Below are 21,035 nucleotides of genomic sequence, written 5' to 3'. Positions count from 1 at the left end.
GCCCCCGCGCAGCCGGGCGATCCCCTGCCGCCGCCGGACTTCAAGTAGTCAGCAAAAGGGCCGGTCCCGCGAAGGACCGGCCCTGATCGGCTCAGCGGGAGGCTTGCCTACTTGCCGGCCGCCTGCTGGGCGTAGACGTAGCTGTCATAGGTGAATTCGGCGACGCGGAACCACTGATAGGCCTCGCCGCGGAACTTCTTCCACGGCTCGTAGATCGCCTTCCAGTTGGCGTTCGAGGCCGACAGCTCGTCATAGAGCTTGAAGGATTCGACATAGGCGGCGTCGAGCACGTCGCGCGGCAGCGGCTTCAACTGCACGCCCTTGCCGACCAAGCTGCGGATCGCCGCGATGTTCTTCACGTCGTACAGCGCCAGCATGTTGAMGTTGGCGATCTCGGTGGCCACGGCCAGCGCCTTCTTGTAGCCGTCCGGCAGGGCCTCGTACTTCTCCTTGTTGAACAGGAAATGCACGGTCGGGCCGCCTTCCCAGAAGGCCGGGTAGTAGTAGAACTTGGCGACCTGGTAGAAGCCGAGCTTCTCGTCGTCATAGGGGCCGACCCATTCGGTGGCGTCGATCGTGCCCCGCTCCAGCGCCGGGTAGATGTCGCCGCCGGCGATCTGCTGCGGCACCACGCCGATGCGCTCGACCACCCGGCCGGCGAGGCCGGCGATGCGCATCTTGAGGCCCTTGAGGTCGGCCAGCGACTTGACCTCGCTGCGGAACCAGCCGCCCATCTGGGTGCCGGTGTTGCCGCCGGGGAAGCCGACCACGCCGTAATTGCCGAAGAAGGTGTTCAGCAGGTCGTTGCCGCCGCCGTGATACAGCCAAGCGTTCTGCTGCCGGGCGTTGAGGCCGAACGGGATCGACGAGCCGATGGCGAAGGTCGGGTCCTTGCCGACATAGTAGTAGGCCACGGTGTGCGCCGCCTCGACGGTGCCGTTCTGGGTGGCGTCCAGCGCCTGCAGGCCGGGCACCAGCTCGCCCGACGGGAAGACCTGGATCTGGAACTTGCCGTCGGTCAGGTCGGACAGCGTCTTCGACATCACGTCGGCGCCGCCATAGATGGTGTCGAGCGACTTCGGAAAGCTCGACGCCAGGCGCCATTTGACCTCGGGCTTGTCCTGCGCGATCGCCGGCGCCGCCAGCGGCACGGCCGCCAGGCCCACCCCCGCGGTCGCGATGAAATTCCGCCGCTTCATATTCGGGCTCTCCCCCCTGTTCGCATCGAGCGTGGTTTCCGCAAGTCGCCGCGGTCGTCCGCCGTGGCGCTGCTGCCATCTAATGAAACTCGGACATGGGACGCAACGCCGCTTCTGCGTCGTTGCGTCCTTTTGGTCTCAGGCGTCGCGGCGCTGGGCCAGGCCGTCGATCTTGGCCAGCAGCAGGCCGGCCAGGGCGCCCTTGAGGATCGCCGCCGGGATGAACGGCACCAGGCCGGCAGAGATCGCCGCAGCCGGACCGACCAGCACCGCAAGCCAGGCCACGCCGGTGACGAAGGGGATCAGCGAGGCGACGGCGATGGCCGCGGCCATGCCAGCCAGGCTGCGGGTCCAGCCGCGCTCGACCGCCAGGCCCATCAGCGCGGCCGAGGCCACGAAGCCGACCAGGTAGCCAGCGGTCGGACCGGCGAAATAGGCCGGGCCGGCGGCCAGGCCGGCGAAGACCGGCAGGCCGGCGAAGCCCTCGGCCAGATAGGCCAGCATGGTCAGTCCGCCCAGGCGCCAGCCATAGGCGCCGCCGATCAACAGCACGACGGCCGTCTGCATCGTCATCGGTACCGGGAAGAACGGCACCTGGATCTTGGCCGACAGCGCCATCAGCGCCGTGCCCAGCACCACCAGCACGGCAGAGCGCAGCAGGCCCGACTGGCCGTCGGCACGCCACAGCGAGAGCATCGGGGGAAGGGTGCGGGTGGTCATGTTAGGACTCCATTGGCTCACTTGCCGGTCTTCGGCCGTTTCCAGCCCTTTAATGTCATTGTCGGGCTTGACCCGGCAATCCAGAAGATGTCGACGCTCTCTGGATGCCTGGTCAACCCCCGGCATGACAGGAGGGGAGCAGGAGCTTGGTCACGAGAACCTGTTGTTCTGCGGGAAGCCGCGCGGCGGCAGGTTGCCGGTGCGGCCGCGGGCAGTGACCGGGATCTCCGGCTCGGTGCGGGTGCGGCCGCCGCCCATCTGCCAAATCAACCCTTCCTCGCGCTTGAATACGGTCAGGTCCGACAGCGCTGCGCCGTGGTATTTCTGCAGCGTCACGCCCTTGCCGCGCGACATCTCCGGCAACTCGGACAGTGGGAAGCACAGCAGGCGCCGGTTGGTGCCGACCACCGCCACCGTGTCGCCCGTGATCGGGCGGCAGACCGCCGCCTTGGCGCCGTCATTCAGGTTCAGCACCTGCTTGCCGGCCCGGGTCTGGGCGATCACGTCGCTCTCCGGCACCACGAAGCCGCGGCCGTCGGTCGAGGCCAGCACCAGCTTGCGGCCGGGAACATGGGCCAGCAGGGCGACGATCTCGGCATCGTTGGCGAGGTCGACCATCATCCGCACCGGCTCGCCGAAGCCGCGGCCGCGCGGCAGCTTGTCGGCGCCGAGCGTGTAGAAGCGGCCGTCGCTGCCGAACAGCAGGATCTTGTCGGTGGTCTCGGCCTGCAGCACGAAGCCTTCGGCATCGCCATCCTTGTACTTGATCTCGGCCGGGTCGAGGCCGTGGCCGCGCAGGGCGCGAATCCAGCCCTTCTCCGACAGGAACAGGGTGATTGGCTCGCGCTCGATCTGCGGCTCCAGCGACACCACCACGGCCGAGGGCGGCTCACCGATCTTGGTGCGGCGGCGGCCCAGTTCGGTGTCCTGGCCGAAGCGCTTCTTGATCAGCTTGATCTCGGCCGAGATCGCCTTCCAGCGCTTGCCCTCGTCGGCCAGCAACGCCAGCAGGTCTTCGCGCTCGCCGGACAGGCCGTCGAATTCGCGCCGGATCTCCATCTCCTCGAGCTTGCGCAAAGACCGCAGCCGCATGTCGAGGATGGCGTCGGCCTGCAGCTCGGTCAGGCTGAAGCGCGCCATCAGTCCCTGCTTCGGCTCGTCCTCCTCGCGGATGATGCGGATCACCTCGTCGAGGTCGAGGAAGACGATCAGGTAGCCGCCCAGGATCTCCAGCCGCCGCTCGATCTTGGCCAGCCGATGACGAGACCGCCGCTCCAGCACCACGTAGCGGTGGTCGAGGAAGCCCTGGCAGACGTCCTTCAGCCCCATGACCCGCGGGACGTTGGTGGCGTCCAGCACGTTCATGTTCAGGCTGAACCGGGTCTCGAGGTCGGTCAGCCGGAACAGCTGCTCCATCAGCATGTCGGCTTCGACGTTGCGGCTCTTCGGCACCAGGATGATGCGGACATCCTCGGCCGATTCGTCGCGCACATCCTCCAGCGTCGACAGCTTCTTGGCGGTGACGATCTCGGCCAGCTTCTCGATCAGCCGCGACTTCTGCACCTGGTACGGAATCTCGGTGACCACGACCTGGTACAGGCCGAGCGGCTGCTTCTCGATTTCCCAGCGGGCGCGGACCCGGAACGCGCCGCGGCCGGTGGCATAGGCCTCGCGGATCGCCGCGGCGGATTCGACCAGTTCGCCGCCGGTCGGGAAATCCGGGCCCTGGACCACGGTCAGCAGGTCGTCGACCGTGGCCGCCGGCCGCTTGATCAGGATCTGCAGCGCGTCGCAGATCTCGCCGACATTGTGCGGCGGGATCGAGGTGGCCATGCCGACCGCGATGCCCTGGCTGCCATTGGCCAGCAGGTTCGGGAAGGCGGCCGGCAGCACCACCGGCTCCCGCCCTTCGCCGTCATAGGTCTCGCGGAAATCGACCGCGTCGTCGTCGATGCCCTCCAGCAGCGCCTCGGCGACGGCGGTCAGCCGGGCCTCGGTGTACCGCATCGCCGCGGCGTTATCGCCGTCGATATTGCCGAAATTGCCCTGGCCGTCGACCAGCCGGTAGCGCTGGGCGAAGTCCTGCGCCATGCGCACCAGCGCGTCGTAGATCGAGGCGTCGCCATGCGGGTGGTACTGACCGATGACGTCGCCGACCACGCGGGCCGATTTCTTCGGCGGGGTATTCGACGCCAGGCGCAGCTGCCGCATGGCATAGAGCAGCCGGCGGTGCACCGGCTTCAGCCCGTCGCGGACATCGGGCAGCGAACGCGAGGTGATGGTCGACAGCGCGTAGTTGAGATAACGGGTGCTCAGCGCGTCGTGCAGCGGCACCGGCAGGATCGACTCGGAAGGCTTGGTGGTCATGTCCGTGATTCTAGCGCAACGGCGCGGCCGACCGAAGCGCGCTTCGGCGGTACGCCTCGATAAATCGGGTCCGCGCCTCGGGCGGCGGCTTCCCGGCCTGGGCGAAGAGATGGCGGTCGACGAAATGGCCGGTCAGGTCCAGCCCCTCGGCCACCGCGGCGGGGGCTGCCGGCTCGCGCCCGGTCAGGAAGCCGGGCAGCGGCAGCAGCCGGTCGCGATACGGCCCGGCGGCGGAGAGCGACACCRCCCTGCCCGTCCGCGGGCTGATGAAGGCGAGATGGTCGTTGCTGCCGGTGACGGCGCAGCGCGAGACGTCGAGACCGAAGCCGAGCACGCCGAGCAGCCCGACCTCCCACTGCACATAGGCGGCGTCCCAATGCGGCGTGATCAGCGTGTCGAGGAAGGCCAGCGTGCCGTCATAGACCGCCGGCAGCGGCTGCCGCTCGGCCAAGGCAGCGTCGAGCACGGCGCAGGCGGAGACCAGGGCCAGCAGCCGCAGCGGCTCGTCCATGATCGCGGCGGCCGGGGTGCGGTCGACCTCGAGCGTCCAGGTGCCGATATGGTCGGCCAGCCGGCCGCGCCACTGCGCCGAGACCAGCGTGCCCGGCGGCAGCTGGGCCCGCCGGCGCTGGCCATGGATGACACCGAGATGCCGACCGTGCTCGCGGGTCAGCACGCCGGTGATCAGCGCCGCCTCGCCATGCGGGCGGACGGTCAGGACGATGCCGTCGTCGCGCCAGTCCAAGAGTTCACCCCTGCCGTGCTCATCTCGATCCTATAGCACGAAACGGGAACGGATACCGGACTCTCATGCCATTCTGAGATCGTCATCGCGAGGAGCGAAGCGACGTGGCGATCCAGCGGCTCGATTTCTGGATGGCCACGCCCCTGCGGGGCTCGCCATGACGATGGTGGTATAGCCTCGTCAGCGCAACTCGCAATCACGCGTCGTAATCGAGGCCCCAGACCGAGTAGCGGGCGGGGTCGTCGAGCCAGTTCTCGCGCACCTTGACGAACAGCGACAGGTGCACCCGCTGCTCGGTGATCTCCTCCAGCTCCAGCCGGGCGGCGGTGCCGATCGCCTTGATCATCTGGCCGCCATGGCCGAGCACGATCGCCTTCTGGCCGTTGCGCTGAACATAGATGATCTGGGAGATGCGGACGCTGCCGTCCTTCTGCTCCTCCCAGTCCTCGGTCTCGACCGCGACCGCATAGGGCAGTTCCTGCTGCAGCCGCAGGAACAGCTTCTCGCGCGTGATCTCGGCCGCCAGCAGGCGCATCGGCATGTCCGAGACCTGGTCCTCCGGGAACAGCCACGGCCCCTCGGGCAGGTGCCCGGCCAGGTGGCGGCGCAGGTCGTTGACGCCGCTGCCGGTCAGGGCCGAGATCATGAAGGTGTCGGTGAAGACGCCCGAGGCGTTGAGGTCGGCGGCCAGCGTCAGCAGCACCTCGTGCCGGACGGCGTCGATCTTGTTCAGGATCAGGATCGCCTTGCGCTTGGTCTGCGCCAGCTTCTCGACGATCGCCCGGCTCTCCTCGCGCACGCCCTTCAGCGACGAATCGACAAGCAGCAGCACCAGGTCACCCTCGGCGGCCCCGGCCCAGGCGGCTGCGACCATGGCCCGGTCGAGCCGGCGGCGCGGCTTGAAGATGCCGGGGGTGTCGACGAACACGATCTGGGTCGCGCCCTCCGTCGCGATGCCGAGCACCCGGCTGCGCGTGGTCTGCACCTTCGGCGAGACGATCGCGACCTTGGTGCCGACCAGGGTGTTGAGCAGGGTCGACTTGCCGGCGTTGGGGGCGCCGATCAGGGCGACGAACCCGCAGCGCGTCGCAGCTTCGGTCATGCGGAAAGCCTTTGCAGGAGGGTGGCGGCGGCGTCGCGCTCGGCCACCCGTTTCGACGGGCCGCTGGCGCTGGCGGCCGGCTGGCCTTCGATCTCAACCCGGATCTCGAACACCGGCAGGTGGTCGCTGCCGCCGCGCGACACTTCGACATAGCGCGGCAGAGGCAGGCCGCGGGCGAGCGCCCATTGCTGCAGCGCCGATTTCGGATCCTGCGGCGGCGCCTCGTTCTGGACGATGAAGCCGGCCCAGGACTGGCGGATGAAGCCGGCAGCGGCCGCCAGCCCGCCGTCGCGGTACAGCGCGCCGATCACGGCCTCGCAGGCATCGGCCAGGATGGTCGGGTTCTCGCGGCCGACCACTTCCTCGCCCGGCGACAGCACGAGATGACGGCCGAGCCCGATCGCCTGGGCCACCTCGACCAGAGCCTCGCGCCGCACCAGGGCGACATGGCGCTTGGCGATGGCGCCCTCGGCCTCCTTCGGAAAGCGCTCGAGCAGCCATTCGGCGATGACCAGGCCGAGCACCCGGTCGCCGAGGAACTCCAGCCGCTCATAACCGTGCTTGGCGACGCGCCGCTTCTGGCCGCTGACGCTGGGATGCGTCAGCGCCTCGACCAGCAGCATCGGCTCGCGGAAGGCGTGGCCGAGCCGCCGGGCGAACGCGTCGAGGCCGTCTTCGGTCCCGGGGATCAGTGGATCCCCGTGAACATGCGGCTGAAGCGGAGCGCGAACGGCCATTTCCAGACCTGCCAGAAGCTGGCGTCGTCGAGGCTGAACCACAGGAACTCGGCGCGCCCGACAAAGTTCTCGACCGGCACGTAGCCGACATCGGCCCGGCTGTCCAAGCTGTTGTCGCGGTTGTCGCCCATCATGAAATAATGGCCCGGCGGCACCTCGTATTCCGGGGTGTCGTCATAGCGCTGGTTGTCGTCGATCTCCAGGATCCGGTGATCGACCGGCGCGCCACCAGCGGTGCCCGGCAGCGTCTCGATGTACTGGTGGTACAGGATGCGCTGCCCGTACTGGGTCATCACGAAGGGCTCGATCTCGCGGCGCTCGGCCATCTGGCCGTTGAGGTAGAGCCGGCCGCCGGTGACCTTGACGCGGTCGCCGGGCAGGCCGATCACCCGCTTGACGTAGTCGATCGAGGTGTCCTTCGGCAGGCGGAACACGGCGACGTCGCCGCGGGCCGGCGGACTGCCCAGGATCCGGCCGTCGAACAGCGGCAGGCCGAAGGCGATGGTCTGGGCGCTGTAGCCGTAGGAGAACTTCGACACGAACAGGTAGTCGCCCACCAGCAGCGTCGGGATCATCGAGCCGGACGGGATGTTGAACGGCTCGAAGGCGACCGTGCGGATGCCGAAGGCGATCGCGATCGCATAGACCACGGTCAGGATGGTTTCGACCCATCCGCCCTTCTTCTTCGACATGTCGATCGACTTCTGGTGCTGGCTCATGGCGCCCTTGTATGGTCCGGCGGCGAAGGGAAATCAATCGCCGGTGAGGGCGACATTGGTCGCAGGCCGATCACGCCGGGCAGGCGGTCAGCGGCTGCGGGCACGGTCCACCGCGCTGATCACAGGCATGGCGCGGAGGGCCGCGATGATGTTGGTCAGGTGCTTGACGTCCTTGACGTCGATGTCGATCAGGATCTCGAAGAAGTCGACCGAGCGGCTGGTGATCTTGAGATTGGTGATGTTGCCGCCATTCTTGCCGATCACCGTGGTCAGCGTGCCCAGGCTTCCCGGTTCATTGCTGATCGTCACCTGGATCCGGCCGACATGGTCGTCGACGGCGTCGGCGCCGGCGTCCCAGCTGACGTCCAGCCAGCGCTCCGGCGCGTTGTAGAAGCTCTCCAGCGTGTCGCAGTCGATGGTGTGGATGGTCACGCCCTTGCCGGTGGTGACGATGCCGACGATGCGGTCGCCCGGGATCGGGTGGCAGCAGCGGGCATAGTGCACGGCGAGGTTCGGGATCAGGCCGCGGATCGGGATCGCGCCCGGGGCGCCGCCGGTGGCGGCCTTGCGCGCCCGGGTCAGCGGCACGACCTTGCCTGAGCGCTCCTTCTCCTGCTGCACCTGGGCGCGGTGGCCCGGGAACACGGCGTGGAACACGTCGCGCGCGCCCAGCACCCCGGCCCCGACATTGGCCATGATGTCGGCGGGTTCGCCGGCCTTGAAGATCTTGAGCACGCCTTCCAGCGCCTTGTCGGAGAACTCGTAGCCCTCCTGCCGGAACACGCCCTGCAGCATCGAGCGGCCGAGCTTGGCGTGCTCGTCATGCTGCTGGGCGCGGATGAAGCGCCGGATGCAGGCCCGCGCCTTGCCGGTGGCGACGAAGCGCTCCCATTCCGGCGACGGCGTCGAGGTCTTCGAGGTGATGATCTCGACCTGGTCGCCGTTCTGCAGCAGGTGGCGCAGCGTCACCATCCGGCCGTTGACCCGGGCGCCGACGCAGGTGTCGCCGATCTGGCTGTGCACGGCATAGGCGAAGTCGACCGGCGTCGCGCCCTGCGGCAGGGCGATCACCGCGCCCTTCGGGGTGAAGCAGAACACCTGGTCCTGGAACAGAGCCAGCTTGGTGTGCTCCAGGAACTCCTCGGGCTTCTGGGCCTGGTCGACGATGTCGAGCAGGTCGCGCAGCCAGCGGTATTGGGTGCCGTCCTGGGTCCGCTCGTCCTGCTTGTAGGCCCAGTGCGCGGCGACGCCGAGCTCCGCGATCTCCTGCATGTCGCCGGTGCGGATCTGGACCTCGATGCGCTGCCGCATCGGCCCGATCACGGCGGTGTGCAGCGACCGGTAGCCGTTCGGCTTCGGCGTCGAGATGTAGTCCTTGAAGCGGCCAGGCAGCGAGGCGTAGCGACTGTGGATCAGGCCCAGCGCGTGATAGCAGTCGCCCTCGGTCTCGACCACGATCCGGAAGGCCATGATGTCGGTCAGCTGCTCGAACGCCATGTTCTTGCGCTGCATCTTGCGCCAGATCGAATAGGGGCGCTTCTCGCGGCCGAGCACGGCGGCCTTCAGCCCGCCCTCCTCCAGCACCCGCTGCAGCTCGGCGATGATCTTCGAGACGACGTCCTGGCTTTCCTCGCGCAGTTGCGCCAGGCGCCGGACGATGCTCTCACGCGCATCGGGGTGGAGCTGGGCGAAGGCCAGGTCCTCCAACTCCTCCTGCATACCGTGCATGCCGATGCGCTCGGCCAGCGGGGCGTAGATCTCCAGCGTCTCGCGGGCGATCCGGCGGCGCTTCTCCTCGTTGTTGAAGGCGCCGAGGGTGCGCATGTTGTGCAGCCGGTCCGCCAGCTTGACCAGCAGCACCCGGATGTCCTTGGACATCGCCAGCACCAGCTTGCGGAAATTCTCCGCCTGCTTGGACTGGTCACTCTGCAGCTCCAGCTTCGACAGCTTGGTGACGCCGTCCACCAGTTGCGCCGTCTCGCGGCCGAACAGGCCCTCGAGCTCGCTCAGCGTCGCACCGGTGTCCTCGACCGTGTCGTGCAGCAGGCCGGTGACGATCGAACCGGTGTCGAGCTTCATGCCGGCGAGGATGCCGGCAACCTCGATCGGATGGACGAAATAGGGATCGCCGGAGGCGCGCTTCTGCGACCCGTGGGCCTTCATCGAATAGACGTAGGCGCGGTTGATCAGGTCCTCATCCGCCGACGGATCATAGGCCTTGACCCGTTCGACCAGCTCGTATTGGCGGATCATGCCGCGCCCCGCCACCGATCCATCAACCATTCTCCCGGACGGACGGCCCAGCGCCCGTCCGGACAATATGTTGAACCAGAATCCGCCGCGTTGTGGATCAAATTCGGCAGGCGCGCGACAGCCATGCCTTCGACCGGCATCATCGATCTCCCGACAGGCGGCCTGACACCATGCCGGGCAGTTCCGCTTGAATCAGATGTCGTCTTCGGTGGAGCCGATTTCCAGGTCGCCGCGGCCGTCCTCGTCCTCCTCGGCCTCGTCCTCCGTCTCATCGTCGGCGACGCTGATGCCGAAGGTGGACTCCTCATCCGAGCCGACGGCGGCGGCCGGGGGCTGCGGCGGCACGCCCGCCTTGAGCCACTCTTCCTCGCCGGCCATCAGCTCGATGATTTCCTCATCCGCCTCGTCGATCTCGGCCAGCTTCTGATGGCCCTTGACCAGCGCTTCCTCGAGGGCCGGCAGCGAGACCGTCTCGTCGGCGATCTCGCGCAGCGCCACCACCGGGTTCTTGTCGTCGTCGCGGTCGATGGTCAGCGAGGCGCCGGACGAAATGTCGCGGGCGCGCTGGGCCGCCACCAGCACCAGATCGAACCGGTTCGGGATCTTGAGGACGCAATCCTCGACGGTGACGCGAGCCATGGGCTATCGCTCCTGCACGAATACAGCCACGACGATAGAATCGTGACAAGATGGATGCAACGCAACGGCTGCATCTTTGTTATACCGAAGGGCGGACCACGTAGCGCAGATGCGGCGTATGCGCAAGCCTCGTCGCGAACCGTTGACCGCTCCTTGCAAAGTGGGTAGCGAACCCAATCTGTCAACCTGTCCCCTGCCGCGAAGGAACGCACATGATATTCTATAAGGAAGAACGGCTCGCAATATTCATTGATGGCGCCAACCTCTATGGCGCGGCCCGTTCCCTTGGCTTCGATATCGATTATCGCCGGTTGCTCGACCTGTTCGCCAAGAAGGGTCGCCTGATCCGCGCTTTCTATTATACGACGCTGATTGAGGATCAGGAATATTCTCCCATCCGTCCGCTGATCGATTGGCTCGACTACAACGGCTACAGCATGGTGACCAAGCCGTTGCGCGAGTACACCGACAGCCAGGGCCGCCGCCGGGTCAAGGGCAATGTCGACATCGATCTGGCGATCGACGCGCTGGAGATGGCCGACCGGGCCGACCACATCCTGCTGTTCTCGGGTGACGGCGACTTCAAGCGGCTGGTCGAGGCGATCCAGCGCAAGGGCGTCCGCGTCACCGTGGTCTCGACCATCAAGTCGAGCCCGCCGATGGTGTCGGACGAGTTGCGCCGTCAGGCCGACAATTTTGTCGAACTGATGGAGCTGTCGCCGCACATCCAGCGCATGAATGCCCCGAACCGCACTCACGCCGCTCCGGCGGTCGAGGGCGATGACGGCAATGTCGAGGAGACGGTGCAGCAGGCTGGCAGCTACGCCCGCTCGGCTTGATGTGGCCCAGGCCGGTTTCCCCGTGAGGGAACCGGCCTGCCGCGATCAGCCGCGGTCGCGCAGGACGCGCGACTTTTCGCGCTGCCAGTCGCGGGCCTTGATGGCCTCGCGCTTGTCATGCGCCTTCTTGCCGCGGGCCAGGCCGAGATCGACCTTGGCGAAGCCGCGGGCATTGAAGTAGATCGACAGCGGGATCAGGGTCATGCCCTCCCGCTTCACCTTCCCCAACAGCTTGTCCCGTTCCCGCCGGCGCACCAGCAGCTTGCGCGGGCGCTTCAGCTCGTGGTTGAAGCGCTGTGCCGGCCCGTATTCCGGGATATGGGCGTTGAACAGGTACAGCTCGCCCTGCATCTCGCCGGCATAGGCGTCCTGCAGGTTGCCGCGGCCCTCGCGCAGCGACTTCACCTCGGTCCCGACCAGGACGATGCCGGCCTCGACATTCTCGTCGATGAAATAGTCGTGCCGTGCCCGCCGGTTCTGCGCGACAAGGCGGCCCGGGGTCTTCGGCTGTGCCATGGTTCTGAATCCGCTCCGGTCAGTTGATCAGGCCGGCGAAGACCATCGCCTCGCGCACCTCGGCCCGGGTCGCCTCGCCCGGCGGCACCAGCGGCAGCCGGACGCGGTCGTCGGACAGGCCGAGCAGCTTGGCGCCGTACTTCACCGGCCCTGGGCTGGTCTCCAGGAACAGCGCCCGGTGCAACGGCATCAGCAGGTCGCGGATCGCCTCCATCCGCTTCAGGTTGCCCTCGGCCCAGGCGGCATGCATCTCGGCGCAGAGCCGCGGCGCCACGTTCGCGGTGACCGAGATGCAGCCATGGCCGCCCTGCGCCAGGAATGCCGTGGCAGTGGCGTCCTCGCCCGAAAGCTGGCAGAACTCGGGACCGATCCGAAGCCGCGTCGCCAGCGGCCGCACCAGGTCGGCGGTCGCGTCCTTGACCCCGACGATGCGCGGCAGCTCGGCCAGGCGGGCCATGGTGTCGATCGACATGTCGACCACGCTGCGGCCCGGGATATTGTAGATCACGATCGGCAGATCGACCGCGTCATGGATGGCCCTGTAATGCTGGTAGAGACCTTCCTGCGTCGGCTTGTTGTAGTAGGGCGTGACGACCAGCGCGGCGTCCGCGCCGGCCTTCTGCGCGTGCCGGGTCAGGGAGATCGCCTCATCGGTCGAGTTCGAGCCGGTGCCGGCGATCACCGGAACGCGGCCCTTGGCGACCTCGACGCAGAGCTCGACCACCCGCTCGTGCTCGGGGTGGCTCAGCGTGGGGGACTCGCCGGTGGTGCCGCAGGGCACCACGCCCTGGGTGCCCTCGCGGATCTGCCAGTCGACGAAGCCCTGGAAGGCCTTCTCGTCCACCCCGCTCTCGGTGAACGGCGTAATCAGGGCGACGATCGATCCCTTGAACATGGAAGCTTCCGTGGGCTTTGGAATGGTAAACGCAGTGTCATAGCCGCTGTGGTGCGGGCCGGCAAGCGCACGGCGCTCGCCACCGCCGCGGCGGCGCTGCTGATCACCGCCGCCCCGGCCCTGGCCCAGCCGGCCACGCCGGCCGAGATCAAGGCGGCGCAGGCCCTGTTCTTCGCCGTCGACCGCAACGCCTGGGATGTGGTGCGGACGGTCGAGACCCAGATGGCCAGCACCCTGGTCGGCCGGCTGGCGGCCTGGGCCGACCTGTCGCGCCCGGACAGCACCGCCGGCTTCGAGGATCTCGCCGCCTTCATCGTCCGCAACCCGGACTGGCCGAATGTCCAGGCCCTGCGCCGCCGCGCCGAGCGGACGATGCCGGACGGGTTGCCGGCCGACGCGGTGGTGGCCTGGTTCGACGCCTTCGCCCCGCTGACGGCCGAGGGCGCGCTGCATTTCGGCACGGCGCTGCAGACGGTCGACCCGATCCGCGCCCGGATCTGGGCCCGCGACACCTGGCGCGGCATCGCCCTGACCGGCACGCAGGAAACCGAGTTCCTGGGGCGCTTCGGCAACCTGCTGAATGCGGACGACCACTGGGCGCGGCTCGATGCCCTGCTGTGGGCCGAGCGTGGCGACGAGGCGCGCCGCATGCTGTCCCGGGTCTCAGGCGACCGCCACCTCGTCGCCGATGCCCGGCTGAAGCTGATGGCGCGCACGCCGGACGCCTCGACCGCGGTACGGGCCCTGTCGGCGAAGCTGCTGCAGGATGAGGGAATCCTGTACGAGCGCACCCGCTGGCGCCGCCGCAACGACGACGAGGCCGGCGCCATCGAGATGCTGGCGCAGCAGCCGAAGACCACGGCCCATGCCAAGGCGTGGTGGCTGGAGCGGCACATCATCGCCCGCCGGCTATTCGATGAGCAGTCCTACCGCAAGGCGTATCAGCTGGTCACCGCGCGCGAGCAGAGCGATCCGGTGGACCGGGCCGACAAGGATTTTCTCGCCGGCTGGCTGGCGCTGCGCTTCCTCGACCGGCCGGACGACGCCGTCGAGCATTTCGAGAAGCTGTATGCCGACGTCTCGATGCCGATCAGCCTGGCCCGCGGCGCCTATTGGGCCGGTCGGGCGCATGAGGCCGCCGGCCACAAGCAGAAGGCGGCGGATTGGTACCGGACGGCGGCGAAGCAGACACTGACCTTCTACGGCCAGCTCGCCGCCGACAAGCTCGACCAGCCCAGCATCGCCGCGCTGCCGGTGTCGGCGACGCCGAGCCCCCAGGCGGTGGACAATTATGGCGGCGACCTGGCCCGCGCTGCCCGGCTGCTCGACGCCGTCGGCCAGCGCGACCGCGCCGACCTGTTCCTGCGCAAGCTGATGGTCGACGCCGACACGGCGGAGAAGAACCGGCTGCTGGCGACGCTGGCGACCTCGATGAACTACCCCTTCGTCGCCGTCCGCGCCGGCAAGGCGGCGGCGCGCGAGGGCCTGACCGTAATCGACGCCGCCTATCCGCTGGTGCCGCTGCCCGATGATCTGAGCGGCCTGCCGCCGGCCCTGGTGCTGGGCCTGGCGCGGCAGGAGAGCGAGTTCAACAGCACCGCCGTGTCCAGCGCCGGGGCGATCGGGCTGATGCAGCTTCTCCCTGGCACTGCCCGCGACGTCTCCCGGGCGCTCGGCGTCGATCATACCACCGGCATGCTCAGCGGCGACCCGGTGCACAATCTGCGCCTCGGCAGCCGCTACCTGGCCGATCTGATCCGGCGCTACGACGGCAACTGGCCGCGGGCGATCGCCGCCTACAACGCCGGCTTCGGCCGGGTCGACACCTGGGCGCCGACGCCTTCGAAGACGCCGGAGCAGGTGGTGGACTGGATCGAATCCATCCCGCTGCCCGAGACGCGCAGCTATGTCCAGCGCGTGCTGGAGAACACGCAGGTCTACCGCCTGCGCCTGGGCGAGGCGCCGAAGGCCGGGGCGCTGGAGGCGGACCTGCTGCGGTGAAGCTTATGCTTCCCATAGCCTTCTGGCCCCTTTCCCCGTCATGGCGAGGCGCGAAGCGCCGTGGCCATCCAGAGGGCGGTGCCGCTGGATGGCCACGCCCCTGCGGGGCTCGCCATGACGGATCAATAACTTGTACCGTCAGTATTATAGACAAGCTTAAAAATCACCTTCATCTGTCTGAGAAAAAACGATGATCGTCTCCATCACCGACATCGAGGCCGCCGCCGGCCGTCTCCGTGGCCAGGCCGTGCGCACGCCGCTGCTGAGATCGCCGCTGCTCGACGCCCGGGCCGGGCGCGAGGTGCTGGTCAAGGCCGAGCCGCTGCAGCGCACCGGATCCTTCAAGTTCCGCGGCGCCTATAACCGCATCGCCATGATCCCCGAAGTCGACCGGGCCCGCGGCGTGGTCGCCTTCTCCAGCGGCAACCACGCCCAGGGCGTGGCGGCGGCGGCCAGGCTGTTCGGCATCAAGGCCACGATCGTGATGCCGGCCGATGCCCCGGCGATCAAGCGGCGCAACACCGGATCCTACGGCGCGACCGTCGTGGCCTATGACCGCTTCGGCGAGGACCGCGAAGTGGTGGCGGCGAAAATCCAGGCCGAGACCGGCGCCACGCTGGTGAAGCCCTATGACGACCCCGGAATCATCGCCGGCCAGGGCACCATCGGGCTGGAGATCGCCGAGCAATGCGCCGAGTTGGGCGTGCGGCCGGACGCGGTGTTGGTCGGCTGCAGCGGCGGCGGCCTGGTCTCCGGCATCTCGGTGGCGGTGAAGGCGCGGCTGCCGGGCACCCGGATCTATGCGGCCGAGCCGGAGGCGCTGGACGACATGCGGCGGTCGCTGGCCGCCGGGGAGCGGGTGAAGAACGATCCCGCGGCACGGTCGATCTGCGACGCGCTGCAATCCCCCACCCCGGGCGAGATCACCTTCGCGATCGCGCGCGAGACGCTGTCGGGCGGCGTCACCGCCCCGGACGACGCGGTGCTGCGGGCCATGGGCGTCGCCTTCGACACGCTGAAGCTGGTGGTCGAGCCCGGCGGCGCCATCGGCCTGGCGGCGACGCTGGAGCGGCGGATCCCGGACGACATCCGCTGCGTCGTCATCGTCTGCTCCGGCGGCAATGTCGACGCCGCCACCTTCCGCGACGCCCTCGCGACGCTGTGACCCGATGACCGGCCGCCCAGCCTTCTTCGACCGGCTGCAGGGCTGGTGGGACGGCCGCGCCGAGGGCGGGCGGCCGCCGCATCGCGACGCGCTGAGCCCGGTCGAGATCATGCCGATGCTGCCGCATCTGCTGATGCTCGACCTGTCCGGCCCGGCGCGGGTGCTGTGGGCCGGCACCGCGGTGAAGGAGGTGCTGGGCGGCAATCCGGGCGACCAGCCGCTGGACCGGACGCCGCTGGGCGGGCCGGAGGCCGAGGCCGCGATCGCCCGGATGATCGCCGAAGCCCGGCCGATCGAGGCCCGGCTCGGCGGCCGGCCGGTACTGCTGTGCCCGCTGGCAGACGGTAGCGGCGCAATCGGCGCGGTTCTGGCCGGGCTGGCGCCGCCGGATCCCTGATCCCGAATTCCGCCACAACCGCCCGTCACTCTATGGGCAGATCGTCCGATCCATCGCGGGCGTATCAAATTTTTCTGGAGAGACGACCCGGCCACAGCGGCCGCAAGGTCGCGAGCATCGAGTCAGTCCGGCACGCCGTTTTCATCGCTGCATAGTGTGACCGATTGAGGACCACCATGCCCGGATTCCGACGGATCGTTGCGATCCTGCTGCCGCTGCTGGCGCTCTCCCTTCCCGCCCTTGCCGCGGTCCCGAACGGCCCGCATCCCCGCATCTGGCTAACGCCGCAGGTGGTCGCCAGCTGGCAGGCGGCGCAATCCGTGCCCGGCAGCCCGGTGGCCCGCGCCATCGCCAAATGCACCGACGCCCGGCTGAATCCGGCCAGCTACGCCAGCGGCCAGTACCAGGGCTTCCGCTGGGTCGAGGCGCTGGATGCCTGCCTGGTGGCCCGCGCCGCCACCGGATCGACCCTGCACCGCGACACCGCGATCAAGTACTGGCAAGCACTGCTGGACGACGCCGACATCATCGGCGACGCCAACGGGCCGCGCTATCCGAACCTGACCGGCCCGGCCACGCCGTTCGGCATCGCCGCGCGCGATTCCGGCTATTCGATGCGCACCAATGGGGCCTGGGGCGCACTCGGCTATGACTGGCTGTACAACGATCTGAGCCCGGCGCTGCGGGCCAAGGCCGCCACCCGCTTCGCCCAGTGGATCACCTTCCACCAAGCTCCCGACACCTATCAGCGGGCCGAGGCCGGGGCCAACTACCATGCCGGCCACGTCCTGGCGGTCACCCTGATCGCGATCGGCCATGCCGATGCCATGGACGCCGCCAGCCCGGGCAGCGGCACGGCGCTGTGGACCTACGTCACCAACACCATGTGGGCCCAAGTGATGGCCGGCGGCATGGGCGCGCGCCAGCCGCTGCCCGGCGGCGACTGGGCCGAGGGCTGGCAGTACGGGCCGCTGTCGGTGCTGTCCTATGCCCTGGCCGGCCGCGCCATGACCGAGCGCGGCGTGCCCCAGCCCTGGATCGCCGCCTGGCTGCACCAGTCGCTGTACCGTTATGTCTACGGGTTGACGCCGGACGACCGGATGTTCGTCGGCGGCGACACCGACGACCCGACGCCGACGCTGGACGCCAACCCCCTGCCCCTCTACGCCGTGCTGGCCGGCCCGGCCGCCGCGATCGACAAGGCCCAGGCCAAGGCCGAGCTCGCCCGCCTGGCCCTGCCGGCGCCGCCGGCCAATGGCGATTTCACTTTGCTGTTCCAGGCGCTGGCCGCGGCCAAGCCGGTGACGGCCCAGCCGATCGACCGCGCCGCCCTGCCATCGGGCTGGCTGGCCGCCGGCGCCGGCAATTTCTACGCCCGCACCGGCTTCAGCCCCGGCGCCACCTGGATGGTCAGCCAGTGCCGCGGCATCATCAGCGCGCACCAGCATCTCGATGCCGGCAACATCGTGCTGTCGCGCGGCGCCGATGCGCTGGTGGTCGATCCATCGCCCTACGGCTCGCAATCGACGCTGACCGGCAACGCGCCGACCATGAGCCAGCCGCATTTCGCCGCCGATTACCGGCCGAGCCAGGGCGGCTGGGGCGAGGAGAACCCTCCCGATGTGCTGCCGCTGGCCCTGACCACCCGCTTCCTGTTCGCCGGATCCAGCGCGTCCTCGGGCGTGGCGGCGACGCAATGCGCCTATACCGGCCAGTTCCGCTTCCAGGGCAACGCCTCCGCGATCGTCTGGGGCACGCGGCGCGACCTGGTGCTGCTGCCCGGCGCGACCGGCGCCTCGGTGGTGGTGCGCGACCTGGTCCGCACCAATCCTGCGTGGAACCAGACGCCGAACCCGCTGCTGCTGCGCTTCCGCTCGCCCGGCACCTTCGTCCAGGGGCCTGGCGGCGACCGGGCGCGCGCGGTGGTCGGCGGGTCGGCGCTGCTGGTGCGGCGGCTGTCCGGCACCGCCACCACCGTGGCCCRCGCCGTGCCGGTGGATGATTTCTGCGACGAGCAGGGGTCCTGCATCGATGGCCGGTTCCCGGCGGGTGAATGGGCGGTGACGGTGCCCGGGCCGGACCCGGGCGCGATCCATCTGCTGGACGCCGATGCCGGCACCGCCGTGGCCCCGACCGCCTCCGCCATCCGCACCGGCTCGGTCATCCTGACCTCGGTGCTGCGCGAGGGCCGGCAATACTATGTCGCGTCGCACACCGTGGTCAGCGGCGCGGTGACCGGCTATGACGCCCCGGCGGTCGCCAGCACCCAGATCGTGCTCGACCCGCCTGCCGGCGCCCGGGTCAGCGTCACCGCGACCCTGAACCCGACGGCCCATACCTGCCGCTTCGCCCTGGCTGCGACTAGCGGCACCGCCGGGCTGCGGAGCCAGCCTCTGATCATGCGGGTCGGGCCTACCTGCGCCGTCCAGGAATAGGCCGGAACCATCGCCTCGCGCTGCTCGCTGACGTTCATCGAACCGTCATCAACCTGAAACAAATCAAACATTACAGATCGGTAAGGTCCGCCCCGGATTCGAAGCCCGCCGCCACGGCAGCCAGCCCAGAGGGGACCGAGATGGACCAGGATTCCACCCTGTCGCGCGTTCAGCGCTACGAGCAGCAGGACGACCGCAGCAGCAACCTCTCCGACAACCCCACCATGGGCGACATCGTCAACGCCCGTTTCGGCCGGCGCGGCATGCTGCGCGGCGCCCTGGCCGTCTCGGCGATCAGCGCGGTGGCGGGTCCGGCAGCGTTCCTGTCGAACAGCCGCCCGGCGCAGGCGACTGTGCCGTCGCGCTACGTCTTCGAGGAGCTAGAGGCCGGCGTCGACACCAAGCATCATGTGGCCAAGGGCTATGACGCCGACATCCTGATCCGCTGGGGCGACCCGGTGGTCAAGGGCGYGCCGGCCTTCGACGTGCAGAAGCAGACCGCCGACGCGCAGGAGAAGCAGTTCGGCTACAACAACGACTACATCGGCTATGTGCCGCTGCCGCTGGGCTCGAATTCGAGCGACCACGGCCTGCTGGTGGTGAATCACGAATACACCGACGCCGCGATCATGTTCCCCGGCCTCGTCGACGCGAAGGGCGAGTTCGAGCTGGCGCAGCAGAGCAAGGAGCAGGTCGACATCGAGATGGCGGCGCACGGCCAGTCGGTGATCGAGATCAAGCGCGGCGCCGACGGCAAATGGGCCGTGGTGCCCGACAGCGCCTATGGCCGCCGCATCACCGCGCGCTCGACCGAGTTCCTGGTCACCGGCCCGGCCGCCGGCCATGACCGCCTAAAGACCAAGGCCGACCCGACCGGAACCAAGGTGATCGGCACCATCAACAACTGCGCCGGCGGCACCACCCCCTGGGGCACCACGGTGCACGCCGAGGAGAACTTCAACGGCTATTTCGGCGGCGAGCTGAAGGACGACCATCCGGAGGCGCGCAACTACAAGCGCTACGGCATGGGCGAGGCGGAGTACGGCTGGAGCCTGCACCACGACCGGTTCGACGTGACCAAGGAGCCGAATGAGGCCAACCGCTTCGGCTGGGTCGTCGAGATCGACCCGACCGACCCGACCTCGACCCCGAAGAAGCGCACCGCGCTGGGCCGCTTCAAGCATGAGGGCGCCGAGAGCATCGTCGCCAAGGACGGCCGCGTGGTCGTCTACATGGGCGACGATCAGCGCTTCGACTACCTGTACAAGTTCGTCACCGCCGGCACGTTCAATGCGAACGACCGCAAGGCGAACATGGACCTGCTGGACCAGGGCACGCTCTACGTCGCCAGGTTCGACGCCGGCGGCAAGGTCGCCTGGATGCCGGTGGTGTTCGGCCAGGGCCCGCTGACCGAAGCGAACGGCTTCAACAGCCAGGCCGACGTGCTGATCGAGACCCGCCGCGCCGCCGACCTGCTGGGCGCCACCAAGATGGACCGGCCGGAGGACGTGCAGCCGAACCCGGTCAACGGCAAGGTCTATGTCATCCTGACCAACAACGACAAGCGCAAGGCCGAGCAGGTCGACGCCGCCAACCCGCGGCCGGAGAACAGGTTCGGCCACATCGTCGAGATCACCCCGGCCGATGGCGACCACACCGCCACCGCCGCCGCCTGGGACTTGCTGGTGAAATGCGGCGACCCGTCCGTGGCCGCGGTCGGCGCCACCTTCCATCCCGGCACCAGCAAGAACGGCTGGTTCGGGTCGCCCGACAATTGCGAGATCGACGCCGACGGCCGGCTGTGGGTCGCCACCGACGGCAACAACTACAAATACAGCGGCCGCGCGGACGGTATCTGGGGGCTTGAGACCGAGGGCGAGGCCCGCGGCACCGGCAAGCTGTTCTTCCGGGTCCCGGTCGGCGCCGAGATGTGCGGCCCGAAGATCACCCCGGACCTGACCACCTTCTTCGTGGCAGTGCAGCATCCCGGCGAAGGCGGCAAGGAATGGCCGGAATTCGGCCGCCCCAGCACCTTCGCCGACCCCTCGACCCGCTGGCCCGACTTCCAGGACGGCATGCCGCCGCGCCCCTCGGTGGTGGTGATCACCAAGCAGGGCGGCGGCAAGATCGGCGTGTAAGTCTCTGAAATAAACCGTCATTGCGAGCGCAGCGAAGCAATCCAGGGCCGCTTGGCGTGGCCCCTGGATTGCTTCGTCGGCTTCGCCTCCTCGCAATGACGGCGAGGGTTGTCTGACCCGAACCTCCCCTCGCGGGGAGTTTTTTTGTCGCTTCCCTGCCGTCGATCT

At 68.7% G+C, this 21,035-nt stretch carries 17 protein-coding genes; 6 read left to right on the top strand and 11 right to left on the bottom strand.

The genetic code is table 11. The annotated features are described in order from the left end of the window. Positions 1-107 precede the first annotated feature (107 nt). The 9 genes from AB4Z01_RS07625 to rpoZ all read right to left on the bottom strand — a co-directional run bounded on the left by AB4Z01_RS07625 (position 108) and on the right by rpoZ (position 10,481). The gene (locus AB4Z01_RS07625; RefSeq protein WP_441692150.1) at positions 108-1,199 is read right to left on the bottom strand and encodes a TRAP transporter substrate-binding protein; all 1,092 of its coding nucleotides are present in this window, start codon (positions 1,197-1,199) and stop codon (positions 108-110) included. A gap of 138 nt (positions 1,200-1,337) precedes the next feature. Then, complete coding sequence (locus AB4Z01_RS07620; RefSeq protein WP_441692149.1) at positions 1,338-1,919, bottom strand: biotin transporter BioY; 582 nt, start codon at positions 1,917-1,919, stop codon at positions 1,338-1,340. Positions 1,920-2,069: 150 nt separating this feature from the next. Beyond that, entirely contained in the window at positions 2,070-4,286 is a 2,217-nt protein-coding gene (gene parC / locus AB4Z01_RS07615) for a DNA topoisomerase IV subunit A (RefSeq protein WP_441692147.1), read from the bottom strand. Between the two features lie 10 nt (positions 4,287-4,296). Next, a complete protein-coding gene (recO, locus tag AB4Z01_RS07610; protein WP_441692145.1) occupies positions 4,297-5,031 on the bottom strand; it encodes a DNA repair protein RecO in 735 nt (244 codons plus the stop codon). Positions 5,032-5,227: 196 nt separating this feature from the next. Next, positions 5,228-6,133, bottom strand: a complete 906-nt coding sequence (gene era, locus AB4Z01_RS07605) for a GTPase Era (RefSeq protein WP_441692143.1) — start codon at positions 6,131-6,133, stop codon at positions 5,228-5,230. After that, a complete protein-coding gene (gene rnc / locus AB4Z01_RS07600) occupies positions 6,130-6,870 on the bottom strand; it encodes a ribonuclease III (RefSeq protein ID WP_441692141.1) in 741 nt (246 codons plus the stop codon). Before rnc ends, era begins: the two co-directional genes overlap by 4 nt. Continuing rightward, the gene (gene lepB, locus AB4Z01_RS07595) at positions 6,822-7,589 is read right to left on the bottom strand and encodes a signal peptidase I (protein ID WP_441692139.1); all 768 of its coding nucleotides are present in this window, start codon (positions 7,587-7,589) and stop codon (positions 6,822-6,824) included. Before lepB ends, rnc begins: the two co-directional genes overlap by 49 nt. An 87-nt stretch (positions 7,590-7,676) precedes the next feature. Then, a complete protein-coding gene (locus AB4Z01_RS07590; protein ID WP_441692152.1) occupies positions 7,677-9,842 on the bottom strand; it encodes a RelA/SpoT family protein in 2,166 nt (721 codons plus the stop codon). Between the two features lie 192 nt (positions 9,843-10,034). Further along, a complete protein-coding gene (rpoZ, locus tag AB4Z01_RS07585) occupies positions 10,035-10,481 on the bottom strand; it encodes a DNA-directed RNA polymerase subunit omega (RefSeq protein WP_441692138.1) in 447 nt (148 codons plus the stop codon). Positions 10,482-10,693: 212 nt separating this feature from the next. On the opposite strand from rpoZ, the gene AB4Z01_RS07580 reads away from it, so the two are divergent. Then, entirely contained in the window at positions 10,694-11,320 is a 627-nt protein-coding gene (locus AB4Z01_RS07580; RefSeq protein WP_441692136.1) for a LabA-like NYN domain-containing protein, read from the top strand. A 45-nt stretch (positions 11,321-11,365) separates the two neighbouring features. Here AB4Z01_RS07580 and smpB read toward each other — a convergent pair whose 3' ends face one another. Together smpB and dapA are read right to left on the bottom strand one after the other, a co-directional pair. Next, positions 11,366-11,836: an SsrA-binding protein SmpB gene (smpB, locus tag AB4Z01_RS07575; protein WP_429229810.1), complete on the bottom strand. Its 471-nt coding sequence runs from the start codon at positions 11,834-11,836 to the stop codon at positions 11,366-11,368. Positions 11,837-11,855: 19 nt separating this feature from the next. Then, on the bottom strand, positions 11,856-12,731 hold the full coding sequence (gene dapA / locus AB4Z01_RS07570; RefSeq protein WP_441692133.1) for a 4-hydroxy-tetrahydrodipicolinate synthase: 876 nt from the start codon (positions 12,729-12,731) through the stop codon (positions 11,856-11,858). A gap of 51 nt (positions 12,732-12,782) precedes the next feature. Here dapA and AB4Z01_RS07565 point away from each other — a divergent pair, with 51 nt between their 5' ends. The 5 genes from AB4Z01_RS07565 to AB4Z01_RS07545 all read left to right on the top strand — a co-directional run bounded on the left by AB4Z01_RS07565 (position 12,783) and on the right by AB4Z01_RS07545 (position 20,867). Beyond that, positions 12,783-14,732 carry a lytic transglycosylase domain-containing protein gene (locus AB4Z01_RS07565; protein WP_441692132.1) on the top strand — a complete coding sequence of 650 codons (1,950 nt, stop codon included), beginning with the start codon at positions 12,783-12,785 and terminating at the stop codon, positions 14,730-14,732. Positions 14,733-14,922: 190 nt separating this feature from the next. Continuing rightward, positions 14,923-15,897, top strand: a complete 975-nt coding sequence (locus tag AB4Z01_RS07560; protein ID WP_441692130.1) for a threonine ammonia-lyase — start codon at positions 14,923-14,925, stop codon at positions 15,895-15,897. 4 nt (positions 15,898-15,901) lie between these two features. Beyond that, positions 15,902-16,294, top strand: a complete 393-nt coding sequence (locus tag AB4Z01_RS07555; RefSeq protein WP_441692128.1) for a hypothetical protein — start codon at positions 15,902-15,904, stop codon at positions 16,292-16,294. A gap of 176 nt (positions 16,295-16,470) precedes the next feature. After that, entirely contained in the window at positions 16,471-18,729 is a 2,259-nt protein-coding gene (locus tag AB4Z01_RS07550; protein WP_441692126.1) for a hypothetical protein, read from the top strand. Positions 18,730-18,869: 140 nt separating this feature from the next. Beyond that, positions 18,870-20,867, top strand: coding sequence for a PhoX family protein (locus AB4Z01_RS07545; RefSeq protein ID WP_441692124.1), 1,998 nt, complete (start codon positions 18,870-18,872; stop codon positions 20,865-20,867). Positions 20,868-21,035 lie beyond the last annotated feature (168 nt).

The organism is Inquilinus sp. YAF38, from assembly GCF_052113205.1.
GTDB lineage: Bacteria > Pseudomonadota > Alphaproteobacteria > DSM-16000 > Inquilinaceae > Inquilinus.
Note: the sequence above shows the minus strand (reverse complement) of the source record. Positions and strands in the feature narration are given on the sequence as shown.

Coding starts and splice junctions, on each gene's coding strand:
- AB4Z01_RS07620 (WP_441692149.1), bottom strand. CDS start 1,919: ATGACCACCCGCACCCTTCCCCCGATGCTCTCGCTGTGGCGTGCCGAC.
- parC (WP_441692147.1), bottom strand. CDS start 4,286: ATGACCACCAAGCCTTCCGAGTCGATCCTGCCGGTGCCGCTGCACGAC.
- era (WP_441692143.1), bottom strand. CDS start 6,133: ATGACCGAAGCTGCGACGCGCTGCGGGTTCGTCGCCCTGATCGGCGCC.
- rnc (WP_441692141.1), bottom strand. CDS start 6,870: ATGGCCGTTCGCGCTCCGCTTCAGCCGCATGTTCACGGGGATCCACTG.
- lepB (WP_441692139.1), bottom strand. CDS start 7,589: ATGAGCCAGCACCAGAAGTCGATCGACATGTCGAAGAAGAAGGGCGGA.
- AB4Z01_RS07590 (WP_441692152.1), bottom strand. CDS start 9,842: ATGATCCGCCAATACGAGCTGGTCGAACGGGTCAAGGCCTATGATCCG.
- rpoZ (WP_441692138.1), bottom strand. CDS start 10,481: ATGGCTCGCGTCACCGTCGAGGATTGCGTCCTCAAGATCCCGAACCGG.
- AB4Z01_RS07580 (WP_441692136.1), top strand. CDS start 10,694: ATGATATTCTATAAGGAAGAACGGCTCGCAATATTCATTGATGGCGCC.
- smpB (WP_429229810.1), bottom strand. CDS start 11,836: ATGGCACAGCCGAAGACCCCGGGCCGCCTTGTCGCGCAGAACCGGCGG.
- dapA (WP_441692133.1), bottom strand. CDS start 12,731: ATGTTCAAGGGATCGATCGTCGCCCTGATTACGCCGTTCACCGAGAGC.
- AB4Z01_RS07560 (WP_441692130.1), top strand. CDS start 14,923: ATGATCGTCTCCATCACCGACATCGAGGCCGCCGCCGGCCGTCTCCGT.
- AB4Z01_RS07555 (WP_441692128.1), top strand. CDS start 15,902: ATGACCGGCCGCCCAGCCTTCTTCGACCGGCTGCAGGGCTGGTGGGAC.